Raw genomic sequence first — 19,010 nt, forward strand, 5'->3', positions numbered from 1 at the left:
CCCGCTCCTCACGCCCCCGCTGTGGTTCCCAGGCTACGGGTCAGCTGCGCAATTCGGCACCCACCGAGGCTGCGGCGGCCGCGACCGCAGCGTCGCGGGCCGCACTCGCCTCGTCCTCGGTCAGTGTGCGGTCCGCTCCGCGGAACCGGAGCGCGAAGGCGAGCGACTTCCGTCCGGGCCCGACCTGGTCCCCCTCGAAGACGTCGAAGAGACGGATATCCTCGAGAAGTTCACCGGCACCCGAGCGCAGAGCCTCTTGCACGGTGGCCGCGGGCACGGTGACATCGACGACGACCGCGACGTCCTGCAGCACAGCAGGGAAGGGCGACACCTTCGGGGCGGGGAGATTCTCCACGAGTGGAAGGGCGTCGAGGTCGATTTCGACAGCGCCCGTGCGCGGCGGCAACCCTGCCCGCTCGAGGACAGCGGGGTGAAGCTCACCGGCATGCCCGACGACGACCCCGTCGAGCAACAACTCCGCGCCGCGTCCCGGGTGCCACGGCAGATACTGCGTCGCGCGGAACTCGAGTTCGACTCCTGCTGCGGACGCAACTGCGCGAGCGGCAGCGAATGCATCACTCGCTTCGGCGGGGCGACCCGGACCCCAGGGTCCGCTCGGTTCGCGCATCCCGGTGAGCACGGCGCCGACGTGTACTGGCTGCGCCGGCAGCGACTGCAGCAACTCGGCGATCTCGTCGTCCGTCGGCCGGCGATCGACCGGGAGAACACCGACCGGCTTCGTGTCGGGACCGGGCAATACGACCTGCGCGATGCCGAAAAGCGACAGGTCGCGCTGGCCGCGGGAGACGTTGCGAGCAAGAACCTCGAGGAGCCCGGGCAACAGGGTCGTCGCCAACTCCGGGCGGTCCGATTCGAGCGGGTTGAGCACCATGACGGTGTTTCGGCGCGGATCTTCCGGGTCCAGTCCCCACGAGTCGAAGACGGCAGCGGGAAGGAATACCGGCGGAAGCACCTCGACGTATCCGGAAAAGGCGAGCGCCCGGCCGACGGCGCGCTTGCGACGCTGGGCGGGTGTCAATCCGCGGCCGGCAGGCGCCGCGGGAAGCACCGACGGGATCTGCTCGAGCCCCTCGAGACGCAGTACCTCCTCGACGAGGTCGGCGGGCTGGACGAGGTCGGGCCGCCACGACGGTGGGGTGGCCACCAGCTGCCCGTGCCCACCGTCGCTGACGCCGACTTCGACGTCGCAACCGATCTGCGTCAGCCGGCGTGCCGCCGTGCCGTTCGGGTAGGCCACCCCGGCGACGCGGTCCGGCAGGTCGATGTCCATCCGGATCGGCGCTGTGCCGGTGACCCCACCGACATCGGTGAGGACCGGCTCGATACGTCCGCCGGCGATCTCGACCAGTAACGACGCCGCGCGGTCGAGGGCGGCCACAGGGATCCGAGGGTCGACCACGCGCTCGAATCTCTTGCTCGCCTCGCTGGACAACTTGTGCCGGCGTGCCGTCTTGAACACCGCAAGCGGATTCCAGGTGGCCGCTTCGAGGAGGATGTCGGTGCTCGCGGAGTTGACCTCGGTGGTCGCTCCACCCATGACACCGGCGAGCGAGATGACGCCGGAGTCGTCGGCGATCACGACGTCCTCGGGGTCGAGGACCCGCTCGACCTCGTCCAGGGTGGTCAATTTCTCGCCGTCCACCGCTCGGCGCACCACGAGGTCGCCGCTGATCTTTGCGGCATCGAACGCATGCAGTGGCTGACCCAACTCGAGTAACACGTAGTTGGTGACGTCGACTGCCGGCGAAATAGGCCGGACCCCCGACAGCAGCAGGCGCCGCTGCAGCCACCACGGGCTGGCTGCCGCCGGATCGATACCCGTGACCCGCCGTGCGGCAAACCGGGTGGCCTGCGTGTCGGGGTCGACGCGCACGGGCCATGCCTCGCCCTCGGCGGGATGTGCAGGCACCACCGCAGGGTCGAGGTACTCGAGATCGAACCCACACGCGAGTTCACGGGTCAGCCCGCGCACCGAGAAGCAGTAACCACGGTCCGGCGTGATGTTCAGCTCGATGATGGTGTCGTCCAGACCCAGCAGAGCATTCGCGTCGGTACCCGGAGCCGCGGCCCCCGGCTCGAGTACCAGAATTCCCGAGTGGTCCTTGCCGATGCCGAGTTCGGCCACCGAGCAGATCATTCCGTCGGATACCTGGCCGTACGTCTTGCGGGACGCAATCGCGAAGCCGCCCGGAAGCACTGCGCCCGGAAGTGCGACGATCACCAGATCGCCCTCCGCGAAGTTACGGGCACCGCACACGATGCCCTGCGGTTCCGGCCGACCGACGTCGACTTTGCAGAAGCGGATGGGCTTCTTGAACTCGGTGAGCTCGGTGATCTCGACAACCTTGCCGACGACGAGCGGGCCGTCGACGGCCTCGAGGCGATCGACCTCCTCCACCTCGAGACCGACGCGGACGAAGCCCGCGTCCAACTCCTCCGCGGTGACGCCCCACCCCGGGGTGGCACGCTGCAGAATCTCGGTCAGCCAGGATTGCGCTACTCGCACGTCTACTCAGCTCTCTCGTTCGTGAAATGTCGTGACTGTGGACGGATGCGGCGCGATCGCGCTCAGCCCTGGACGCCGAAGGGCAGCGTGAACCGCACGTCACCCTCGACGATGTCGCGCATGTCCGGGATGCCGTTCCGGAACTGCAGCGTGCGTTCGAGACCCATACCGAACGCGAACCCGCTGTACACGTCGGGGTCGATCCCGCAGGCACGCAACACGTTCGGGTTGACCATCCCGCAGCCACCCCACTCGACCCAACCGGCGCCGCCCTTCTTGTTCGGAAACCAGACGTCCACCTCCGCGGAGGGTTCCGTGAAAGGGAAGTAGTTGGGACGCATCCGGGTTCGGGTGTCCGAGCCGAACAGCGCCCGGGCGAAGGCGTCGAGCGTGCCCCGCAAGTGGGCCATCGTGAGGCCCTTGTCGACGGCGAGGCCCTCTACCTGATTGAAGACAGGGGTGTGTGTGGCGTCGAGTTCGTCGGTGCGGAAGGTGCGTCCGGGGCACACCACATAGATGGGAAGTTCCCGGGAGAGCATCGTGCGCACCTGAACCGGCGACGTATGCGTGCGCAGTACCTGACGCGACCCCTCCGGGGCGATGTGGAACGTGTCCTGCATCGTCCGCGCGGGGTGGTCGGGAAGGAAGTTGAGCGCGTCGAAGTTGAAGTGCTCGGTTTCTACTTCCGGGCCTTCGGCGACCTCCCAGCCCATACCCACGAACACGTCCGCGACCTGTTCGGAGATGATGCTGATCGGGTGCCGGGCCCCTACCGGCTGACGCTGCGACGGCAGCGTGACGTCGATGGCCTCGGCGACGAGCACTGCGGCATCACGTTCGGCCAGCAGCACGGCGCGCCGATCGTCGAAGGCCACGCTGATCCGGGTGCGGGCGACGTTGACGCGCTTCCCTGCGTCGGCCTTCTCCTTGCCCGGAAGGGCTCCGAGTCCACGGCGAGCGAGGGCGATGGGCGACTTGTCACCCATGTGGTCGACTTTCGCCTTGGCGAGGTCGTCCAGGTTCGCAGCGGCGGAGAATGCCTTCTCGGCGTTTTCCACTGCCGCAGTCAAGGCCTCTTCGGTGAGCGCACTCGCATCGACCTCGGGTGACGCAGCGCCCTCTTTTTTAGCCACGACCGGTGCCACTCCTTCAGTTCTTCTCGGCAGACTCTCGACGAGCCGAAACGGCTCCTCGGGAGAATCCTATGCGATCGAAATTTTCGGTTTCAGCTGTCGGTTCGCGTGCGGTTCTGGACCCGCGCACTCGAGTACAGGCAGATTGCTGCCGCGGTCGCCAGGTTCAGGCTCTCGGCACGGCCGTGGATCGGGATGCGCACCCGGTGATCCGCCCTCGCCGCCACGTTCACGTCGAGGCCGTGGGCCTCGTTCCCGAACAACCACGCCGTCGGGCGCGACAACAGGTCGTCGGCGTCGTCGAGGTCTACTTCACCGTCCGCCGCGGTGGCAAGCAATTGGATGCCTGCCGCGCTGATCGCGTCCAGGACAAGAGCCGTATTCCGCTCACGCACCAGCGGAAGATGGAACAAGCTGCCCGCGGACGCGCGAACGCACTTCCCGTTGTGCGGGTCGACGCTGTCGCCCGCCAGAATGGCAGCGTCTGCACCCACCGCATCGGCTACCCGGATAACTGTCCCTGCATTGCCCGGTTCTGCCACCGCGACCGGGACCGCAAGTAGCCGCGTCCCCGGACCCACCGCCTCCGGCAGCGGAACGTCGAGGAGGTCACAGACGGCGACCAGTCCGGGTGGAGTGACCGTGTCGCTGAGACCACGCACCGCCCGGTCCGTCACCAGCGACGTCCGAACTCCGATGGTTTCGGCCCGGCCGATCAACTCGGCGTACCGCTGCAGCGCGCCCTCGGTGTAGAAGAGATCGTGCACGGCGCGGGTACCCAGCGCCTCCCCCACCGCGTTCTCCCCCTCCACGAGGAACCGCCCTGCCTTGCGCCGTTCCGCCGTGCGCAGGAGCTTCACAGCAGAAACGACCCGCGGGGTGCGCTCGGTGAGCGGGTCCACGGGTCGTTTCCGGTCTGCTGAACTGCGGGGTGCGAGACTCAGGCTGCTTCTCCGGCCGGAGCGTTCACATCAGCCGGGAGCGCTGCCTTGGCGAGAGCCACGAGACCGGCGAACGCAGCGGCGTCCGACACGGCGAGCTCGGCCAGGTTCTTGCGGTCCACCTCGATCTCCGCGAGACGCAGACCCTGGATCAGACGGTTGTACGTGATGTCGTTCGCACGTGCAGCAGCGTTGATACGCGTGATCCACAGCTTGCGGAAGTCGCCCTTGCGCGCACGACGGTCACGGTAGGCGTAGGTCAGCGAGTGGAGCTGCTGTTCCTTGGCCTTGCGGTACAGACGTGAGCGCTGTCCGCGGTAGCCGCTGGAGGCTTCGAGAATCGAACGACGCTTCTTCTGGGCGTTTACCGCCCTCTTTACGCGTGCCACTGAAAAATCCTGTCAATCTTGGGGCGGTTAGCTGCCCCGGGTGGTCAGTAAAAGGGGTGTCGACTCAGATGTCGAGCAGGCGCTTGATGCGCGGGGTGTCAGCCTTGCTGACGACAGCCGTGCCATCGAGGCGACGAGTCACCTTGGTGGGCTTGTGCTCGAGCAAGTGGCGGCGACCGGCCTTCTGGCGCAGGATCTTTCCGGTGCCGGACACCTTGAATCGCTTCGCGGTGCCGCTGTGGGTCTTCGACTTGGGCATGGAGTCCTCAGTTCTGTGTTTCCGGATCTCTGAACATCCGGATCGTGCTGGTGGAGTCGGACTAGCTGGTGGGCGCTTCGCCGGGCGTACTTCCGCCCGCCGGCTCCGACGGCGCCTGTTCGGCCGGCGCCGGAACTGCACGCTGAGCCGGAGGCGCTGCTGCGCTCTCCTGTGCCTTGACGCGTGTCTTCGCGCCCTTGTGCGGAGCGAGCACCATCGTCATGTTCCGGCCGTCCTGCTTGGCGGACGTCTCGACGAACCCGAGATCGGCAACGTCTGCACCGAGACGCTGCAGCAACCGGAAGCCGAGTTCCGGCCGCGACTGCTCACGTCCACGGAACATGATGGTGACCTTGACCTTCGACCCGGCTTCGAGGAAGCGAACGACATTCCGCTTCTTGGTCTCGTAGTCGTGATCGTCGATCTTCGGACGGAGCTTCTGCTCCTTGATGACCGTGAGCTGCTGGTTCTTCCGCGACTCACGCGCCTTCTGCGCTGCCTCGTACTTGAACTTGCCGTAGTCCATGATCTTGCAGACCGGCGGGCGAGCGTCGGGGGCCACCTCGACCAGGTCGAGATCGGCCTCGAGGGCCAAGCGGAGTGCATCTTCAACACGCACGATGCCAACCTGTTCACCTCCGGGTCCGACGAGGCGGACCTCGGGAACTCGGATGCGATCGTTGATGCGGGTCTCAGTGCTGATGGGGCCTCCTAGGTTGAACGGTCTGGTCTCGAGACCGCCAGCAGCCCGTACGCCCGGATTCCCAACAAAAAAGCCCCGCTGCGGTGAAAATTCACCATGCGGGGCCCGATGTCGACCGATCAGACAATCTCACGGCTTGCGCCGCTCCACCATCTCCTCGCGTGAGGAACCTGAATCGAGGCACGCCTCGAAGCAGGTGACCGGACCACTGAACTGCAGTTTCACTGCCGCGCAGAGGTGGGAGTCGGACTCCACTTGCTGCCCCCGACAAAATCCGAAGGCGGTCGTTGGGTCAAGGGTAACATTTGCGCACCTCGTCGGCTAATCGACACCGGCGCGTTGCGGGTGAACGCCGAGATGGAAAGCTCTTCCGCATGACGCAGAACTCCGACGACGCCCTTACCGGCGGTGGCCTGAATGACAACGGGGACCAGAATACCGAAGTGCGTGAGCTGGCCGAAGTGCCCGCAGTCGAGGTGATCAGCCGCGCGGCGGTCATGCTGATGAGTTCGGCGGCCGAAAAGCTCGGCCTGTCGGATCCGGACCCCGAGTCCAGCCCGCACCTCGACCTCGACGAGGCGCGGCGCGTCATCACCGCACTCGCCGGCCTGGTCACTGCCTCGATCGAATACCTCGGACCGCACGCCGGACCCATCCGCGAGGGATTGCAGGCACTGCAGCGCGCATTTCGTGAGGCATCGTCGCATCCCGACGAACCCGGCAAGGGTCCCGGCGAGAAGTACACCGGCCCGGTGTACTGAGTGGCGAGGCAGATGACAACTTCCGCTACCACGCAAGCGCACATCGTCCTTGTTCCCGGTTTCTGGCTCGGCGCGTGGGCCTGGGAGTCGGTCGCGGCCGACCTGCGGGACCGCGGCCATCATGTGACGGCCGTGACACTGCCAGGACTCGACTCGGTCGATACGGATCGCAGCCGCATAGGCCTCGATGATCACATCTCCGCGGTAGCCGGCGCGGTCGCAGCCACGCCAGCGTCGGAGCGGGCAGTCCTCGTCGCCCACAGCGGTGCAGGGCCGGTGGCCTACGCCGTGACTGATCGCATTCCGGACGCGCTGGCGCGAGTCATCTACGTCGACTCAGGTCCTCTTCAGGACGGCGCAGCCCTGCGGAACGACCTCGATCCGGCGGCCACGGAGTTTCCGCTGCCCGGCTGGTCGGAGCTGGAAGCCGAGGGCAACAGCCTGGAGGGACTGGACGAGGCCATGCTCGAGACATTCCGCAGTCGAGCCGTGCCCGAACCCGCAGGGCCCGCCAGGGCACCGTTCGCACTGCGCAACAGCCGCCGCCTGGAGGTGCCCACCACAGTGATCTGCACCAGCTTCCCGTCCGAGGCCATCCGGCAGCTCGCCGGCGTGGGCCACCCGATGGCCGCCGAACTGGGCCGGATCACGAACGCCGACTACGTCGACCTTCCCACCGGCCACTGGCCGATGTGGTCTCGGCCGGCCGACCTCGCCGAGGAGATCGACGCGGCCGCCGCTCGATAGTCGACGTCAGCCCACTGCCGCGGTGTTCTTCGGTGCCCGCTTCCGCGACGTCACCGACTTCACCGCAGTGGTGGCTTTCGCGGAACCGGCCTTCGGCGAGGCCGGGGATTTCGCCGAAGCACCTTTCGCCGACTTGCCCGCTCTGGCCGGCTTCTTCTTCTGCGCAGGTGTCACCGCGAGAACGCTGTCGAGGAACTTCCCGGTGTAGCTCTCGGGGACCTGAGCCACCTCTTCCGGGGTGCCCTGGGCCACCACTGTTCCCCCGCCGGATCCACCTTCCGGTCCCATGTCGACCACCCAGTCGGACGTCTTGATCACGTCGAGGTTGTGCTCGATGACGATGACGGTGTTGCCCTTGTCGACCAACCCGTTGACGACCCCGAGCAGCTTGCGGATGTCCTCGAAGTGCAGACCAGTCGTGGGCTCGTCGAGGATGTACACCGTGCGCCCCGTCGACCGCTTCTGCAGTTCCGCGGCGAGCTTCACGCGCTGGGCCTCACCCCCGGACAACGTGGGTGCCGGCTGACCGAGGCGCACATACCCGAGGCCGACCTCCACCAGCGTCTTCAAGTAGCGGTGGATCGAGGTGATCGGCTGGAAGAAGTCCGCGGCTTCCTCGATGGGCATGTCGAGCACCTCTGCGATGGTCTTGCCCTTGTAGTGCACTTCGAGGGTCTCCCGGTTGTACCGCGCGCCGTGGCACACCTCGCACGGAACGTAGACGTCGGGCAGGAAGTTCATTTCGATCTTCAGTGTGCCGTCGCCGGAGCATGCCTCGCACCGACCGCCCTTGACGTTGAACGAGAATCTGCCGGGCTGGTATCCGCGCACTTTCGCTTCGGTCGTGGACGCGAACAGAGTGCGGATCTTGTCGAACACGCCGGTGTACGTGGCCGCGTTCGATCGCGGTGTGCGTCCGATCGGCGACTGGTCCACCTGCACCAGCTTGTCGAGCTGATCGAGCCCGTTGATGCGGGTGTGACGACCGGGCACCTGCCGCGCACCGTTGAGTTTGTTGGCCATGACGGTGGCAAGAATGTCGTTGACGAGTGTCGACTTGCCGGAGCCGGAGACACCGGTGACCGCCGTGAGCACACCCAGCGGGAAGCTCACATCGATACCGCCGAGGTTGTGTTCCCGCGCGCCGATGACGGTGACCTGGCGTTTGCGGTCCACGGGACGCCGAATGGCCGGAACCTCTATGTGGCTGCGGCCCGACAGGTAGGCGCCGGTCAGCGACTCCTCGCACTCGAGCAGTTCCTCGTACGGGCCACTGTGTACGACCTTGCCTCCGTGTTCACCGGCGAGCGGGCCGATGTCGACGACCCAGTCCGAGGTCCGGATGGTGTCCTCGTCGTGCTCGACCACGATGAGAGTGTTACCGAGGTCCCGCAGACGCGTAAGGGTCTCGATGAGTCGACGGTTGTCGCGCTGATGCAGGCCGATGGACGGCTCGTCCAGCACGTACAGCACACCCACCAGGCCGGAGCCGATCTGCGTGGCGAGCCGGATGCGCTGCGCTTCACCACCGGACAGCGTGCCTGCGGCCCGCGCGAGGGACAGGTATTCGAGTCCGACGTCGAGGAGGAATCCGAGACGGGCCTGAACTTCCTTCAGCACCTGACCGGCAATTGCTTCCTCGCGACTGCCCAATGTGAGGCTGTTGAGGAAATCGGCACAATCGGAGATCGACAGCTCACACACTTCAGCGATCGACTTCTTGCCGAACTTCTCGCTCGCAATGGTGACGGAGAGAATTTCCGGACGCAGACGTGCGCCGGCACACGCGGGACACGGTGTGTCGCGCATATAGCCGTCGTACCGCTCCTTCATCTGATCCGACTCGGTCTGGTCGAGGCGGCGGTGCAGGAAGGGCATGACCCCTTCGAACTCGGCGTAGTACGAACGGGTACGCCCGTACCGGTTCTTGTACCGGACGTGCACCTGCTCCTCGCTACCCTCGAGGATGGCTCGGCGCGCCTTCGCCGGAAGCTTGTTCCACGGCGTCTTCATATCGAAGCCGAGGATGTCTCCCAAGCCGGACAACAGCCGTCCGAAGTACTCGGAACTCTGCCCCATCGACCAGGGTGCGATGGCACCGTCCTCGAGAGACAACTCGGGGTCCGGCACGACAAGGTCGGGGTCGACTTCCTTGCGGATGCCGAGACCGGTGCATTCCGGGCAGGCACCGTACGGGGAGTTGAACGAGAAGGAACGCGGCTCGAGGTCGTCGATGGACAGGGCATGGCCGTTGGGGCATGCGAGCTTCTCCGAGAAACGGCGTTCACGATCGGCGGCATTTTCTTCGCGATCGACGAAGTCGAGCACCACGATGCCTTCGGCGAGCCGCAGTGCCGTCTCGACGGAATCCGTGAGGCGCTGCTTGGAACTGGCCTTGACGGTGAGACGGTCGACGACCACCTCGATATCGTGCTTCTCCTGCTTCTTCAGCTTCGGAGGATCGGTGAGCGGATACACCACGCCGTCTACCCGCACACGCGAATAACCCTGGACGTTCAGTTGATCGAAGAGGTCGACGAACTCACCTTTGCGGGTGCGGACCACCGGAGCGAGTACCTGAAAGCGGATGCCCTCTTCCATGTCGAGCACCTGGTCGACGATCTGCTGCGGCGTCTGCCGGGCGATCTGCTCACCACACACCGGGCAGTGAGCCGTGCCTGCCCGCGCGTAGAGGAGTCGAAGGTAGTCGTAGACCTCGGTGATCGTGCCCACGGTGGAACGCGGGTTCCGGTTGGTCGACTTCTGGTCGATGGACACCGCGGGCGACAAGCCCTCGATGAAGTCGACGTCCGGCTTGTCCATCTGACCGAGGAACTGGCGTGCGTATGCCGACAGCGACTCGACATAGCGTCGCTGACCCTCGGCGAAGATCGTGTCGAACGCCAGGCTCGACTTACCTGAGCCCGACAAGCCGGTGAACACGATCAGGCTGTCGCGGGGTAGATCGAGATCGACCCCTCGCAGATTGTGCTCACGGGCACCCCGCACGATAAGGCGATCCGCCACTCCAATTCCCTTCATTGTTCGACGGCCGAGGACGCTGCGCGTTCGTCGGGTCCTCCAGCCGTGTCATGGTAAGCGCGGCCACCGACACGTTTCTGCCGGACGGATGGCCGCCTGCCACTCACCTGCCTGTATTCGACGGTAGCCTCCCCACCATGACCGAGCAGCCCATGGTGATAGAAGACTCGTATACCGGCCACGTCTCCCCCGGCTCGGCGCCTCGACGCCGGACCGTTCCCGGAGCCACGATCACGAAGATGTCCGTCGGCCCCATGGACAACAACGTGTACCTGGTCGTCTGTTCCGCGACCGGAAAATCAGTCCTGATCGACGCCGCCAACGAGGCCGAACGGCTCGAACAGTTGATCCGCGAACACGCACCATCCCTCGAACTGATCGTGACGACCCACCAGCACGGTGACCACTGGCTCGCCCTCGAAGCGGTCACCGCCGCGACCGGAGTACCCACGGCCGCGCATCCCCTCGATGCGGAAGCACTGCCGGTCCGGCCCGACCGTCTCCTCGACGACGGCGACACCCTGACCGTCGGTGAGGTCACCTTCGACGTGATCCACCTCGCGGGTCACACCCCCGGTTCGATCGCACTGGCGTTCGCGGAGGCGGGCAACGGACGCACTCACCTGTTCACCGGCGACTCACTCTTCCCCGGCGGAGTCGGCAAAACCGCTGATGCGGATATGTTCGCGTCGTTGCTGAACGATGTGGAGCAGAAGTTGTTCGTTCGCTATCCCGACGACACCGTCGTCTACCCCGGTCACGGCGACGACACGACCCTCGGTACCGAGCGTCCGCACCTCGGCGAGTGGCGCGACCGCGGTTGGTGAACCGCCCGACTGGGTACTGGGGAAGGGGCAGCCGGTCGGAAGTACAAGACTGTCGTACTCGGGACGGCTGCCTCGAACTCTCGTTAGTGTGAGACGGGAGAAACTCGATGATTGGGAGGCTAGGAATGCTTGTCCGTCGTATCGCTCGCCCACTGCTGTCGGCCGTGTTCATCAGCGGAGGGATCGATGCACTCCGAAATCCGGCACCGAGGGCCCAGGCCGCAGGACCGCTGATCGACAAGTCGACCGAAACGCTTCCTGAGTCCGTCACGCAGAAGATCCCGTCCGACCCGGAGACGCTGATCAAGATCAACGCAGCCGTGCAGATCGGCGGTGGTGTTCTGCTGGCCACGGGCAAGGCGCCTCGTCTCGCGTCCCTGGCGCTGGCCGGAAGCCTTATTCCCACGACGGTGGCGGGCCACGCCTTCTGGAACGAGACCGATCCCGCCGCGAAAGCTGCCCAGCGCACCCAGTTCCTCAAGAATGTCAGTTTGCTCGGTGGTCTGCTGATCGCCGCAGTCGACACGGAAGGCAAGCCGTCGCTGGGGTGGCGTGGGCGCCGCGCCGCACGGGCAGCCCAGGCCAGTGTGGCGGCTGCGCTTCCACTCGGATCGAGCGACGATCATCACGGACCTGAGATCGCCGAAGCTCTGGCCGCGGCGGCGGAGCGGGCCAGGGTGCTTTCCGGTGAAGCCGCGGAGCGCGGTTCCGGCCTGCTGGAGATCGCCAAGGAACGTGTGACGCCCATCGCGAAGGTCGCGGCGGACCGCGGCGCGGAGTGGGTCGACGTCGCCAAGGACCGCGGCGCGGAGTTGGTCGACGTCGCCAAGGACCGCGGCGCGGAGTTGGTGGATGTCGCCAAGGACCGCGGCCCTGTGCTGGCCGAACTCGCTCGGGAGAAGGGTGCCGACTTGGCAACGGTGGCCGCAGAACGGAGCGAGGTTGCGGGCAAGGCCGCCCGCAAGCAGGCGGAAATCGCCCGTAAGCAGGCCGAAATCGCCCGCGAGAAGGCGGAGCTCGCGTTGGAGAAGGCGCGCGCCAAGAAGATCGATCTGACGCACTGACGTCATGCTGCGGCGTCGACGCCCGCCGCAGACCATCTGATCGGCCCCGGAGAATGCCCTGACCTGCGACATCGGCGGGAGCACTCCGGGGCCGACTAGACTGTCCAGGCACTTTTGCAGCCGCGCCGGATCTGCAGCCGAACCAGTCAAGGAGACCTCTTGCCCGACCAGGACACGTCACACGACGAGCGCGAGCTCGAGCAGCAGTACGTGACGATGCTCTACCACCGACTGGACGGGCTTCGCGACTATGCGGCCACCCGTTTGAGCCGTGTTCTGCTCGAGACCGGCGGTACCCCCCAGGCACGCAGTGAGCGCGAATCGTTCAACCAGCTCTACACCGAGGACCTCGCCAAGTATGACGCCGCCGAAAACGGCCTCTGCTTCGGAAAGATCGATCTGGACGGCGAGCACCGTTACATCGGGCGTCTCGGCATCCTGGACGAGGAAAACGACTACGAGACCATGCTGCTCGATTGGCGTGCGCCTCTGGCGCGCCCGTTCTACCTCGCGACCCCCGCCGCACCCGATGGTGTGACGCGACGCCGCCACATCCGTACGCGAAGCAGACGAGTGACGGCGGTCAACGACGAGTACTTGGATCTCGCGGCCGCGGAGGCCGCCGGGACCGTCACCGGTTCCGACGGTGTCGCGGGTGAGAGCGCCCTGCTGGCCGCATTGAACGCTGCCCGCACCGGGCAGATGAACGACATCGTCGAGACCATCCAGGGTGAGCAGGACGCCATCATCAGGTCCGAGCACAAGAGCGTCCTCGTGGTGCAGGGCGGTCCCGGTACGGGAAAGACCGCTGTGGCCCTACATCGTGCCGCCTACCTTCTGTACACCTACCGTCAGCAGCTCGCGAAAGCCGGTGTCCTCATCATCGGCCCGAACGCCACGTTCCTCGACTACATCGGCCAGGTCCTCCCGTCGCTCGGTGAGACGGGTGTGCTGCTCTCCACTATCGGCGACCTCTACCCCGGTGTCCGTGCCACGCGCGAGGACAGTCTCGAGGCCGGAACGATCAAGGGCTCCCTCGACATCCTCGATGTGCTGAAGAAGGCGGTCCGGGACAGGCAGGAGGTGCCGGCGCGGCCGCTCGAGCTGACCTTCGACACCTACCGAATCACGTTGGATCGCAAGGTGGTCACGCGTGCCCGTGGCCGGGCGCGGTCGTCGCGGCGTCCCCACAACCTGGCCCGGCCGATCTTCGTGTCGGCGGTGATCGACGCCCTCGCCCAGCAACTCGCCGACACGCTCGGCGCCAACGTCGTCGACGGCGGCAACCTCCTCAGCCGGGAGGACATCGCCGACATGCGCGATGAGATGCGTGAAGACCCGGACATCATGAGCGCGGTCAGCGCACTGTGGCCGGAGCTGACTCCGCAGCGGGTCCTCGCACAGTTGTTCGCCTCGCCGAAGCGACTGGCCGACGCCGCGCCCCAGTTGACCGAGGTTCAACGCGCCGCATTGCACCGCACCGAGTCCGGAGGGTTCAGTGCCGCCGACGCACCGCTACTGGACGAACTCGCCGAACTCCTCGGAGTGGACGACGCCGCCGAACGGGAACGGGCGCGGCGGCAGTGGCGGGCTCAGATCGCCGATGCGCAGGGCGCACTCGACATTCTCACCGGTTCTGCGCCCCAGGATCTCGAAGACGAGTTGGATCCCGAAATCCTCATGGCCTACGACCTCATCGACGCGAGCCAGCTCGCCGAGAGACACGACGTGGGAGCACACCAGACGACGGCCGAGCGTGCGGCCGGTGACCGCACCTGGACCTACGGACACGTGATCGTCGACGAGGCACAGGAGCTGTCCGAGATGGCCTGGCGCATGCTGATGCGTCGCATCCCGAATCGATGGATGACCCTGGTCGGTGACACCGCCCAAACAGGTGACCCCGCCGGAACATCCTCTTGGCAGCGGATATTGGAACCATACGTTGCCCAACGCTGGAAGCTGACGGAGCTGACAGTCAATTACCGCACCCCGGCAGAGATCATGACAACGGCGCGCCGGGTGCTCGCCGAGATCGACGCCGAGCAGACGGTACCGCGCTCGGTCCGGGAATCCGGCTTGGTGCCGTGGTCCCGAAACGTGGCCACGTCGGATGTGACGGACACGGTCCGTGCTTGTGTGGCAGAGGAAACCGGCCCGGGCACCACGGCCGTGATCGGGGATCACGGCCTCGTGGCGGCCCTCGCAGATCTTCGCTCCGATTCGGTGAGCGTCCTGACCGTGAAGGATGCCAAGGGCTTGGAGTTCGACTCGGTGCTGATCGTCGAACCGCAGAGCATCGTCGACGAGTCGCCGCGGGGAATGAACGACCTCTACGTCGCGCTCACCCGTGCCACTCAGCGTCTCGGGGTTGTCCACGCGCGGCCCCTGCCCGCGGCCTTGTCCGATCTGACACCCGCAACGGCGGCGAACCCGTCGTGACGTCGTTCGGGCGGAGCTTGCTGATCGGGTGCGCCTGTGCCCTCGGAACTGTGGCGTTCAGCGCCTGCTCCCAGGCCACTGCCGCCGACGACACGTCGGCAAGCGCGGCAGCGACGACAACCGCGTCCAGCAACATCGACGCCCGTGGAGTGCGGTATCAGCAGACATTGGTCGATGCCGGACTCCCCGCCATTCCAGCGGACACCGTCATGGCCATCGCCAACGGCGTCTGCGGGCAGCTGTCCTGGGGAACCGATGAGGCGACCATCATGGAGCACTTGACGCCGATGGCGCAGTTCGCCTCGGCCGCATCGGATACGCACCTGACCACCGAGCAGGTGGCGCGGGTATTCCTCGATGCGGCCGAGGCGAATTACTGCTGACTGATCAGGCGCCGCTCAGCGGACCGTGTGGACGATCAGAACGTCGGACGTGGACTTGCGGGCCGCGTCCGAGGGAACGGAGCCGAGCAGTCGTCCGGTCAAGGTGTTGAGGCCGCGGTTTCCGATCACCAGAAGCCCGCCGTCGACCTCGTCGACCAACGCGAGAAGGGACTCGACGGGCGCACCCACGACTGCCCGTTCCACGACATCCTTGGCCCCGGTGGCGTGGGCGCGCTCCTTCGCGGTACGCAGGATCTCGTATGTGGGCGCGGAACCGGTGATCTGGTAGGCCTCGTCGCCCAGCGCATCAGCCGCATGGCCGACATCCTTGGGATCAGCCGGGTAGTACGCACACGCGATGATCAGCTTGGCCCCGGCGTCCCCCGCAATAGCAGCGGCCTTCTCGACGGCCCGAAATGACGACTCGGAGCCATCGGTTCCGACGACAACGGTCCGGTAGGCGCTCATTCATTCCTCCATGTCTGGGGTGGTCACTTGGCCGGGGCCCCGCACACGTCGTGTCCGGACCCAGCGGCCACTGCGCTGACCCTAGCGGTATCGGTGCGTACATAGGGGTATTTGCAGCACAAGCCACAACGCACCGCCCCCCTGCGTGATCAGTCACATTGCCGCGCTGTCCGCGTCTGTGACCTCCCCCGACGAGAAATCAGCTTGCGGTGCGGACCTTCGGACCGAACACTCCTGCGGGGAATACCCCGGCGGCCACGACGGTGTCGCGCCACGGCGTCGCGAGCTCGACCACGCGTGCCACCCCGTCTTCACCGAGCGCCGCCCACGGTGTGACCGCAATATCGTCGGTGAGGTCCTCGATCAGATTCCGCAGGTCGCTGCCGTCCGCGGTGAGTTCACCGCGAGCGTCCAGCAACTCCCGATCTCGAAGGCTGTCGCAGGCGGCGTTCCACTGCTCCTCGCTCCACCCGCGACGGGTCAGCGCGAACTTTTTCTGGAACCCGCGGCCTGTCGCGGTATGGGTGATCAGCGCCTCGAGCCCGCTCAGACCGGCGGTCTGCAACGCAGCGGTATGCCCGTCGCCGCGATACTCGCGCAACACTGTCAGGGCATGCCAGAAGCTGAGATGCGACGCCGACGGCCACTCCAACGCCGCGTAACCGGCGTAGAGCGGCCTGCCTTCGACCCCGGGGATGCCCCGCGCCGCGGTCGACAGCAGGTCGGCCGCCTCCGCCATCTCCGGTGACGCGATGACGGACTCCCCCAGCAGGCGGACATACGCCTCACCGACCGCACGGTAGCGAGCCTCGACGATGGCGTGCGGCGCAGCCAGATCCCACGCCCGCGGGATCACCGCGGCGACGGCGTCGGGGCTGAAATTGAAGAAAGCGGCGGTGACGACCCCTGCATTCACCGCGCCCATGGGAGCCGCCCGACCGGCGAAGTAGCCCATTCGGCCCGGCTCCAACCCCACCTCGGCCAGTCGTTCCCCGACCTCGGGTACGAAGTAGCTCAGGGAATGAAGCAACTCCAACGATCGAGCGGCTCGACCGGCGCTCTGTGCATCCATGAGTCAGACGGTACTGCCTCGGCTACTTCAGGCCCGCGGCGTCCATCCCACGCAACTCCTTCTTCAAGTCCGCGATCTCGTCGCGTAACCGTCCGGCAAGCTCGAATTGGAGGTCGCGTGCAGCGTTCATCATCTGATCCGTCAACTGCTTGACCAGGTCGGCCAGCTCGGCCCTCGGCATCGACTTGGTGTCGCGGCCTTCGTAGACGCCCGCACTGACCGCGCGGCCGGCTTCACCCTGGGCGCGGCGACCGCGCGAGGCGTTGCGTCCGGAACCACCCACGTCGACGCCGGCAGCGGTGTCCTCGGCCTCCTCGTACACCTGATCGAGGATGTCTGCGATCTTCTTGCGCAGCGGCTGCGGATCGACGCCCATCTTCTTGTTGTAGGCGATCTGTTTCTCGCGGCGCCGCTCGGTCTCCTCGATGGCGTGCTGCATCGAGTCGGTGATCTTGTCGGCATACATGTGGACCTGACCGGACACGTTACGAGCTGCGCGACCGATCGTCTGAATCAGACTCGTCGAGCTGCGCAGGAAGCCCTCCTTGTCGGCGTCGAGGATCGCCACCAAGGACACCTCCGGCAGGTCGAGTCCCTCACGCAGAAGGTTGATACCGACGAGCACGTCGTACTCACCGAGCCGTAACTGGCGGAGGAGTTCGACGCGACGCAGCGTGTCGATGTCCGAGTGCAGGTACCGGACCCGGATACCGAGCTCGAGTAGGTAGTCGGTGAGGTCTTCCGACATCTTCTTCGTCAGTGTCGTGACGAGCACCCGCTCGTCGCGGTCGGCCCGCTCCCGGATCTCGTGAACGAGGTCGTCGATCTGCCCCTTGGTGGGCTTCACCACCACTTCCGGGTCGACCAGACCGGTGGGACGGATCACCTGCTCGACGAACTCACCGCCGGCCTGGCCCAGCTCGTACTTGCCGGGTGTCGCCGACAGGTACACCGTCTGCCCGATGCGCTGCGTGAATTCTTCCCACGTAAGCGGTCGGTTGTCGGTGGCCGAAGGGAGCCGGAATCCGAACTCGACGAGATTCCGTTTCCGGGACATGTCACCCTCGTACATCGCTCCGATCTGCGGCACGGTGACGTGCGACTCGTCGATGACGAGCAGGAAGTCCTCGGGAAAATAGTCGATGAGCGTGGCGGGAGCGGTACCCGGGCCGCGTCCGTCGATGTGCCGCGAGTAGTTCTCGATTCCGGAGCAGAATCCGACCTGCTTGATCATTTCGAGGTCGTACTGGGTGCGCATCCGCAACCGTTGCGCCTCGAGCAACTTTCCCCGGTTCTCGAGGTCGGCGAGGCGTTCCTCGAGTTCGGCTTCGATGTCTTTGACCGCCCGCTCCATCCGTTCGGGACCCGCCACGTAGTGGGTTGCCGGGAAGATGCGCACGGAGTCGACCTGACGGACGACGTCGCCGGTGAGCGGATGCAGGTAGTACAGCGCTTCGATCTCGTCACCGAAGAATTCGATGCGGACGGCCAACTCCTCGTACGACGGAATGATCTCGACGGTGTCGCCCCGGACCCGGAAGGAACCGCGGGTGAACGCCAGGTCGTTACGCGTGTACTGAACATCGACGAGAAGCCGGAGGAGCGCGTCGCGCGGAACCTCGACACCTACTTCGAGTTGCACCGACCGGTCGAGGTACGACTGCGGAGTGCCCAGGCCGTAGATGCACGACACCGAAGCCACGACCACCACGTCTCGACGGGAGAGCAGGCTCGACGTCGCCGAGTGGCGAAGGCGCTCGACGTCGTCGTTGACCGACGAGTCCTTCTCGATATAGGTGTCGGTCTGAGCGATGTACGCCTCGGGCTGGTAGTAGTCGTAGTACGACACGAAGTACTCGACTGCGTTGTGAGGCAGCATGTCGCGCAGTTCGTTGGCGAGCTGCGCCGCGAGAGTCTTGTTGGGCGCCATGACCAGCGTGGGACGCTGCACTTTCTCGATGAGCCACGCCGTGGTGGCGGACTTGCCGGTACCGGTGGCGCCGAGCAGGACCACATCCTTCTCGCCCGCGTTGATCCGCTTCTCGAGTTCCGCGATGGCCGCCGGCTGGTCACCGGCGGGTTTGTGATCGCTGACGACCTCGAACCGCGCCTCCGACCGCTCGATCTCGCCGATGGGTCGGAACTCGGAATGTGCTACCACCGGGTGCTCGGATGCAAACGCCATGTCACCAGGGTAAGCGCAGGGACCGACAAGGTCCCGACCTGCGCCGGCGGCAGCGCAGTGCCGTAGG

The 19,010-nt window shown here is 66.0% G+C and carries 16 protein-coding genes; 6 read left to right on the forward strand and 10 right to left on the reverse strand.

The features are described from left to right. Nucleotides 1-40: 40 nt before the first annotated feature. The 6 genes from pheT to infC form a co-directional block, all read right to left on the reverse strand. Nucleotides 41-2,527 carry a phenylalanine--tRNA ligase subunit beta gene (gene pheT, locus HYG77_RS02410; RefSeq protein WP_208961763.1) on the reverse strand — a complete coding sequence of 829 codons (2,487 nt, stop codon included), beginning with the start codon at nt 2,525-2,527 and terminating at the stop codon, nt 41-43. 62 nt (nt 2,528-2,589) lie between these two features. Further along, nucleotides 2,590-3,660 (reverse strand): phenylalanine--tRNA ligase subunit alpha, encoded by a 1,071-nt coding sequence (gene pheS / locus HYG77_RS02415; protein ID WP_109335054.1) that lies wholly within the window; start codon nt 3,658-3,660, stop codon nt 2,590-2,592. Between the two features lie 92 nt (nt 3,661-3,752). Next, nucleotides 3,753-4,562, reverse strand: coding sequence for an RNA methyltransferase (locus tag HYG77_RS02420; RefSeq protein WP_109329425.1), 810 nt, complete (start codon nt 4,560-4,562; stop codon nt 3,753-3,755). 38 nt (nt 4,563-4,600) lie between these two features. Further along, nucleotides 4,601-4,990, reverse strand: a complete 390-nt coding sequence (gene rplT, locus HYG77_RS02425) for a 50S ribosomal protein L20 (protein ID WP_005247385.1) — start codon at nt 4,988-4,990, stop codon at nt 4,601-4,603. A gap of 64 nt (nt 4,991-5,054) precedes the next feature. Then, the gene (gene rpmI, locus HYG77_RS02430) at nt 5,055-5,249 is read right to left on the reverse strand and encodes a 50S ribosomal protein L35 (protein WP_109329424.1); all 195 of its coding nucleotides are present in this window, start codon (nt 5,247-5,249) and stop codon (nt 5,055-5,057) included. A 61-nt stretch (nt 5,250-5,310) separates the two neighbouring features. Further along, the gene (gene infC / locus HYG77_RS02435; protein WP_109329423.1) at nt 5,311-5,952 is read right to left on the reverse strand and encodes a translation initiation factor IF-3; all 642 of its coding nucleotides are present in this window, start codon (nt 5,950-5,952) and stop codon (nt 5,311-5,313) included. Nucleotides 5,953-6,326: 374 nt separating this feature from the next. Between infC and HYG77_RS02440 the strand changes: the two genes are divergently transcribed. Together HYG77_RS02440 and HYG77_RS02445 are read left to right on the forward strand one after the other, a co-directional pair. Further along, nucleotides 6,327-6,713: a DUF1844 domain-containing protein gene (locus HYG77_RS02440; protein WP_230990166.1), complete on the forward strand. Its 387-nt coding sequence runs from the start codon at nt 6,327-6,329 to the stop codon at nt 6,711-6,713. A 12-nt stretch (nt 6,714-6,725) separates the two neighbouring features. Further along, the gene (locus HYG77_RS02445) at nt 6,726-7,460 is read left to right on the forward strand and encodes an alpha/beta hydrolase (RefSeq protein WP_208961764.1); all 735 of its coding nucleotides are present in this window, start codon (nt 6,726-6,728) and stop codon (nt 7,458-7,460) included. A 6-nt stretch (nt 7,461-7,466) separates the two neighbouring features. On the opposite strand, the gene uvrA is transcribed toward HYG77_RS02445, so the two are convergent. Beyond that, nucleotides 7,467-10,487, reverse strand: coding sequence for an excinuclease ABC subunit UvrA (gene uvrA / locus HYG77_RS02450; protein WP_208961765.1), 3,021 nt, complete (start codon nt 10,485-10,487; stop codon nt 7,467-7,469). A gap of 152 nt (nt 10,488-10,639) precedes the next feature. Here uvrA and HYG77_RS02455 point away from each other — a divergent pair, with 152 nt between their 5' ends. The 4 genes from HYG77_RS02455 to HYG77_RS02470 all read left to right on the forward strand — a co-directional run bounded on the left by HYG77_RS02455 (nt 10,640) and on the right by HYG77_RS02470 (nt 15,218). Further along, nucleotides 10,640-11,329 carry an MBL fold metallo-hydrolase gene (locus HYG77_RS02455; RefSeq protein ID WP_208961766.1) on the forward strand — a complete coding sequence of 230 codons (690 nt, stop codon included), beginning with the start codon at nt 10,640-10,642 and terminating at the stop codon, nt 11,327-11,329. 125 nt (nt 11,330-11,454) lie between these two features. Further along, entirely contained in the window at nt 11,455-12,393 is a 939-nt protein-coding gene (locus HYG77_RS02460; RefSeq protein ID WP_208961767.1) for a DoxX family protein, read from the forward strand. 159 nt (nt 12,394-12,552) lie between these two features. Then, nucleotides 12,553-14,835, forward strand: coding sequence for an ATP-binding domain-containing protein (locus HYG77_RS02465; protein WP_208961768.1), 2,283 nt, complete (start codon nt 12,553-12,555; stop codon nt 14,833-14,835). A 50-nt stretch (nt 14,836-14,885) separates the two neighbouring features. Further along, nucleotides 14,886-15,218, forward strand: a complete 333-nt coding sequence (locus HYG77_RS02470) for a DUF732 domain-containing protein (protein WP_244373429.1) — start codon at nt 14,886-14,888, stop codon at nt 15,216-15,218. A gap of 15 nt (nt 15,219-15,233) precedes the next feature. On the opposite strand, the gene HYG77_RS02475 is transcribed toward HYG77_RS02470, so the two are convergent. The 3 genes from HYG77_RS02475 to uvrB all read right to left on the reverse strand — a co-directional run bounded on the left by HYG77_RS02475 (nt 15,234) and on the right by uvrB (nt 18,943). Beyond that, the gene (locus tag HYG77_RS02475; RefSeq protein WP_109329417.1) at nt 15,234-15,686 is read right to left on the reverse strand and encodes a universal stress protein; all 453 of its coding nucleotides are present in this window, start codon (nt 15,684-15,686) and stop codon (nt 15,234-15,236) included. Nucleotides 15,687-15,885: 199 nt separating this feature from the next. After that, nucleotides 15,886-16,758: a hypothetical protein gene (locus HYG77_RS02480; RefSeq protein ID WP_208961770.1), complete on the reverse strand. Its 873-nt coding sequence runs from the start codon at nt 16,756-16,758 to the stop codon at nt 15,886-15,888. 22 nt (nt 16,759-16,780) lie between these two features. Then, nucleotides 16,781-18,943 carry an excinuclease ABC subunit UvrB gene (uvrB, locus tag HYG77_RS02485; RefSeq protein WP_109329415.1) on the reverse strand — a complete coding sequence of 721 codons (2,163 nt, stop codon included), beginning with the start codon at nt 18,941-18,943 and terminating at the stop codon, nt 16,781-16,783. Between the last annotated feature and the right edge of the window lie 67 nt (nt 18,944-19,010).

The sequence above is a fragment of the Rhodococcus sp. ZPP genome, assembly GCF_017656075.1.
In the GTDB taxonomy this organism is placed as follows: Bacteria; Actinomycetota; Actinomycetes; order Mycobacteriales; family Mycobacteriaceae; genus Rhodococcus_F; species Rhodococcus_F oxybenzonivorans.

Coding starts and splice junctions, on each gene's coding strand:
- rpmI (WP_109329424.1), bottom strand. CDS start 5,249: ATGCCCAAGTCGAAGACCCACAGCGGCACCGCGAAGCGATTCAAGGTG.
- uvrB (WP_109329415.1), bottom strand. CDS start 18,943: ATGGCGTTTGCATCCGAGCACCCGGTGGTAGCACATTCCGAGTTCCGA.
- HYG77_RS02475 (WP_109329417.1), bottom strand. CDS start 15,686: ATGAGCGCCTACCGGACCGTTGTCGTCGGAACCGATGGCTCCGAGTCG.
- HYG77_RS02440 (WP_230990166.1), top strand. CDS start 6,327: ATGACGCAGAACTCCGACGACGCCCTTACCGGCGGTGGCCTGAATGAC.
- HYG77_RS02480 (WP_208961770.1), bottom strand. CDS start 16,758: ATGGATGCACAGAGCGCCGGTCGAGCCGCTCGATCGTTGGAGTTGCTT.
- HYG77_RS02455 (WP_208961766.1), top strand. CDS start 10,640: ATGACCGAGCAGCCCATGGTGATAGAAGACTCGTATACCGGCCACGTC.
- HYG77_RS02460 (WP_208961767.1), top strand. CDS start 11,455: ATGCTTGTCCGTCGTATCGCTCGCCCACTGCTGTCGGCCGTGTTCATC.
- HYG77_RS02445 (WP_208961764.1), top strand. CDS start 6,726: ATGACAACTTCCGCTACCACGCAAGCGCACATCGTCCTTGTTCCCGGT.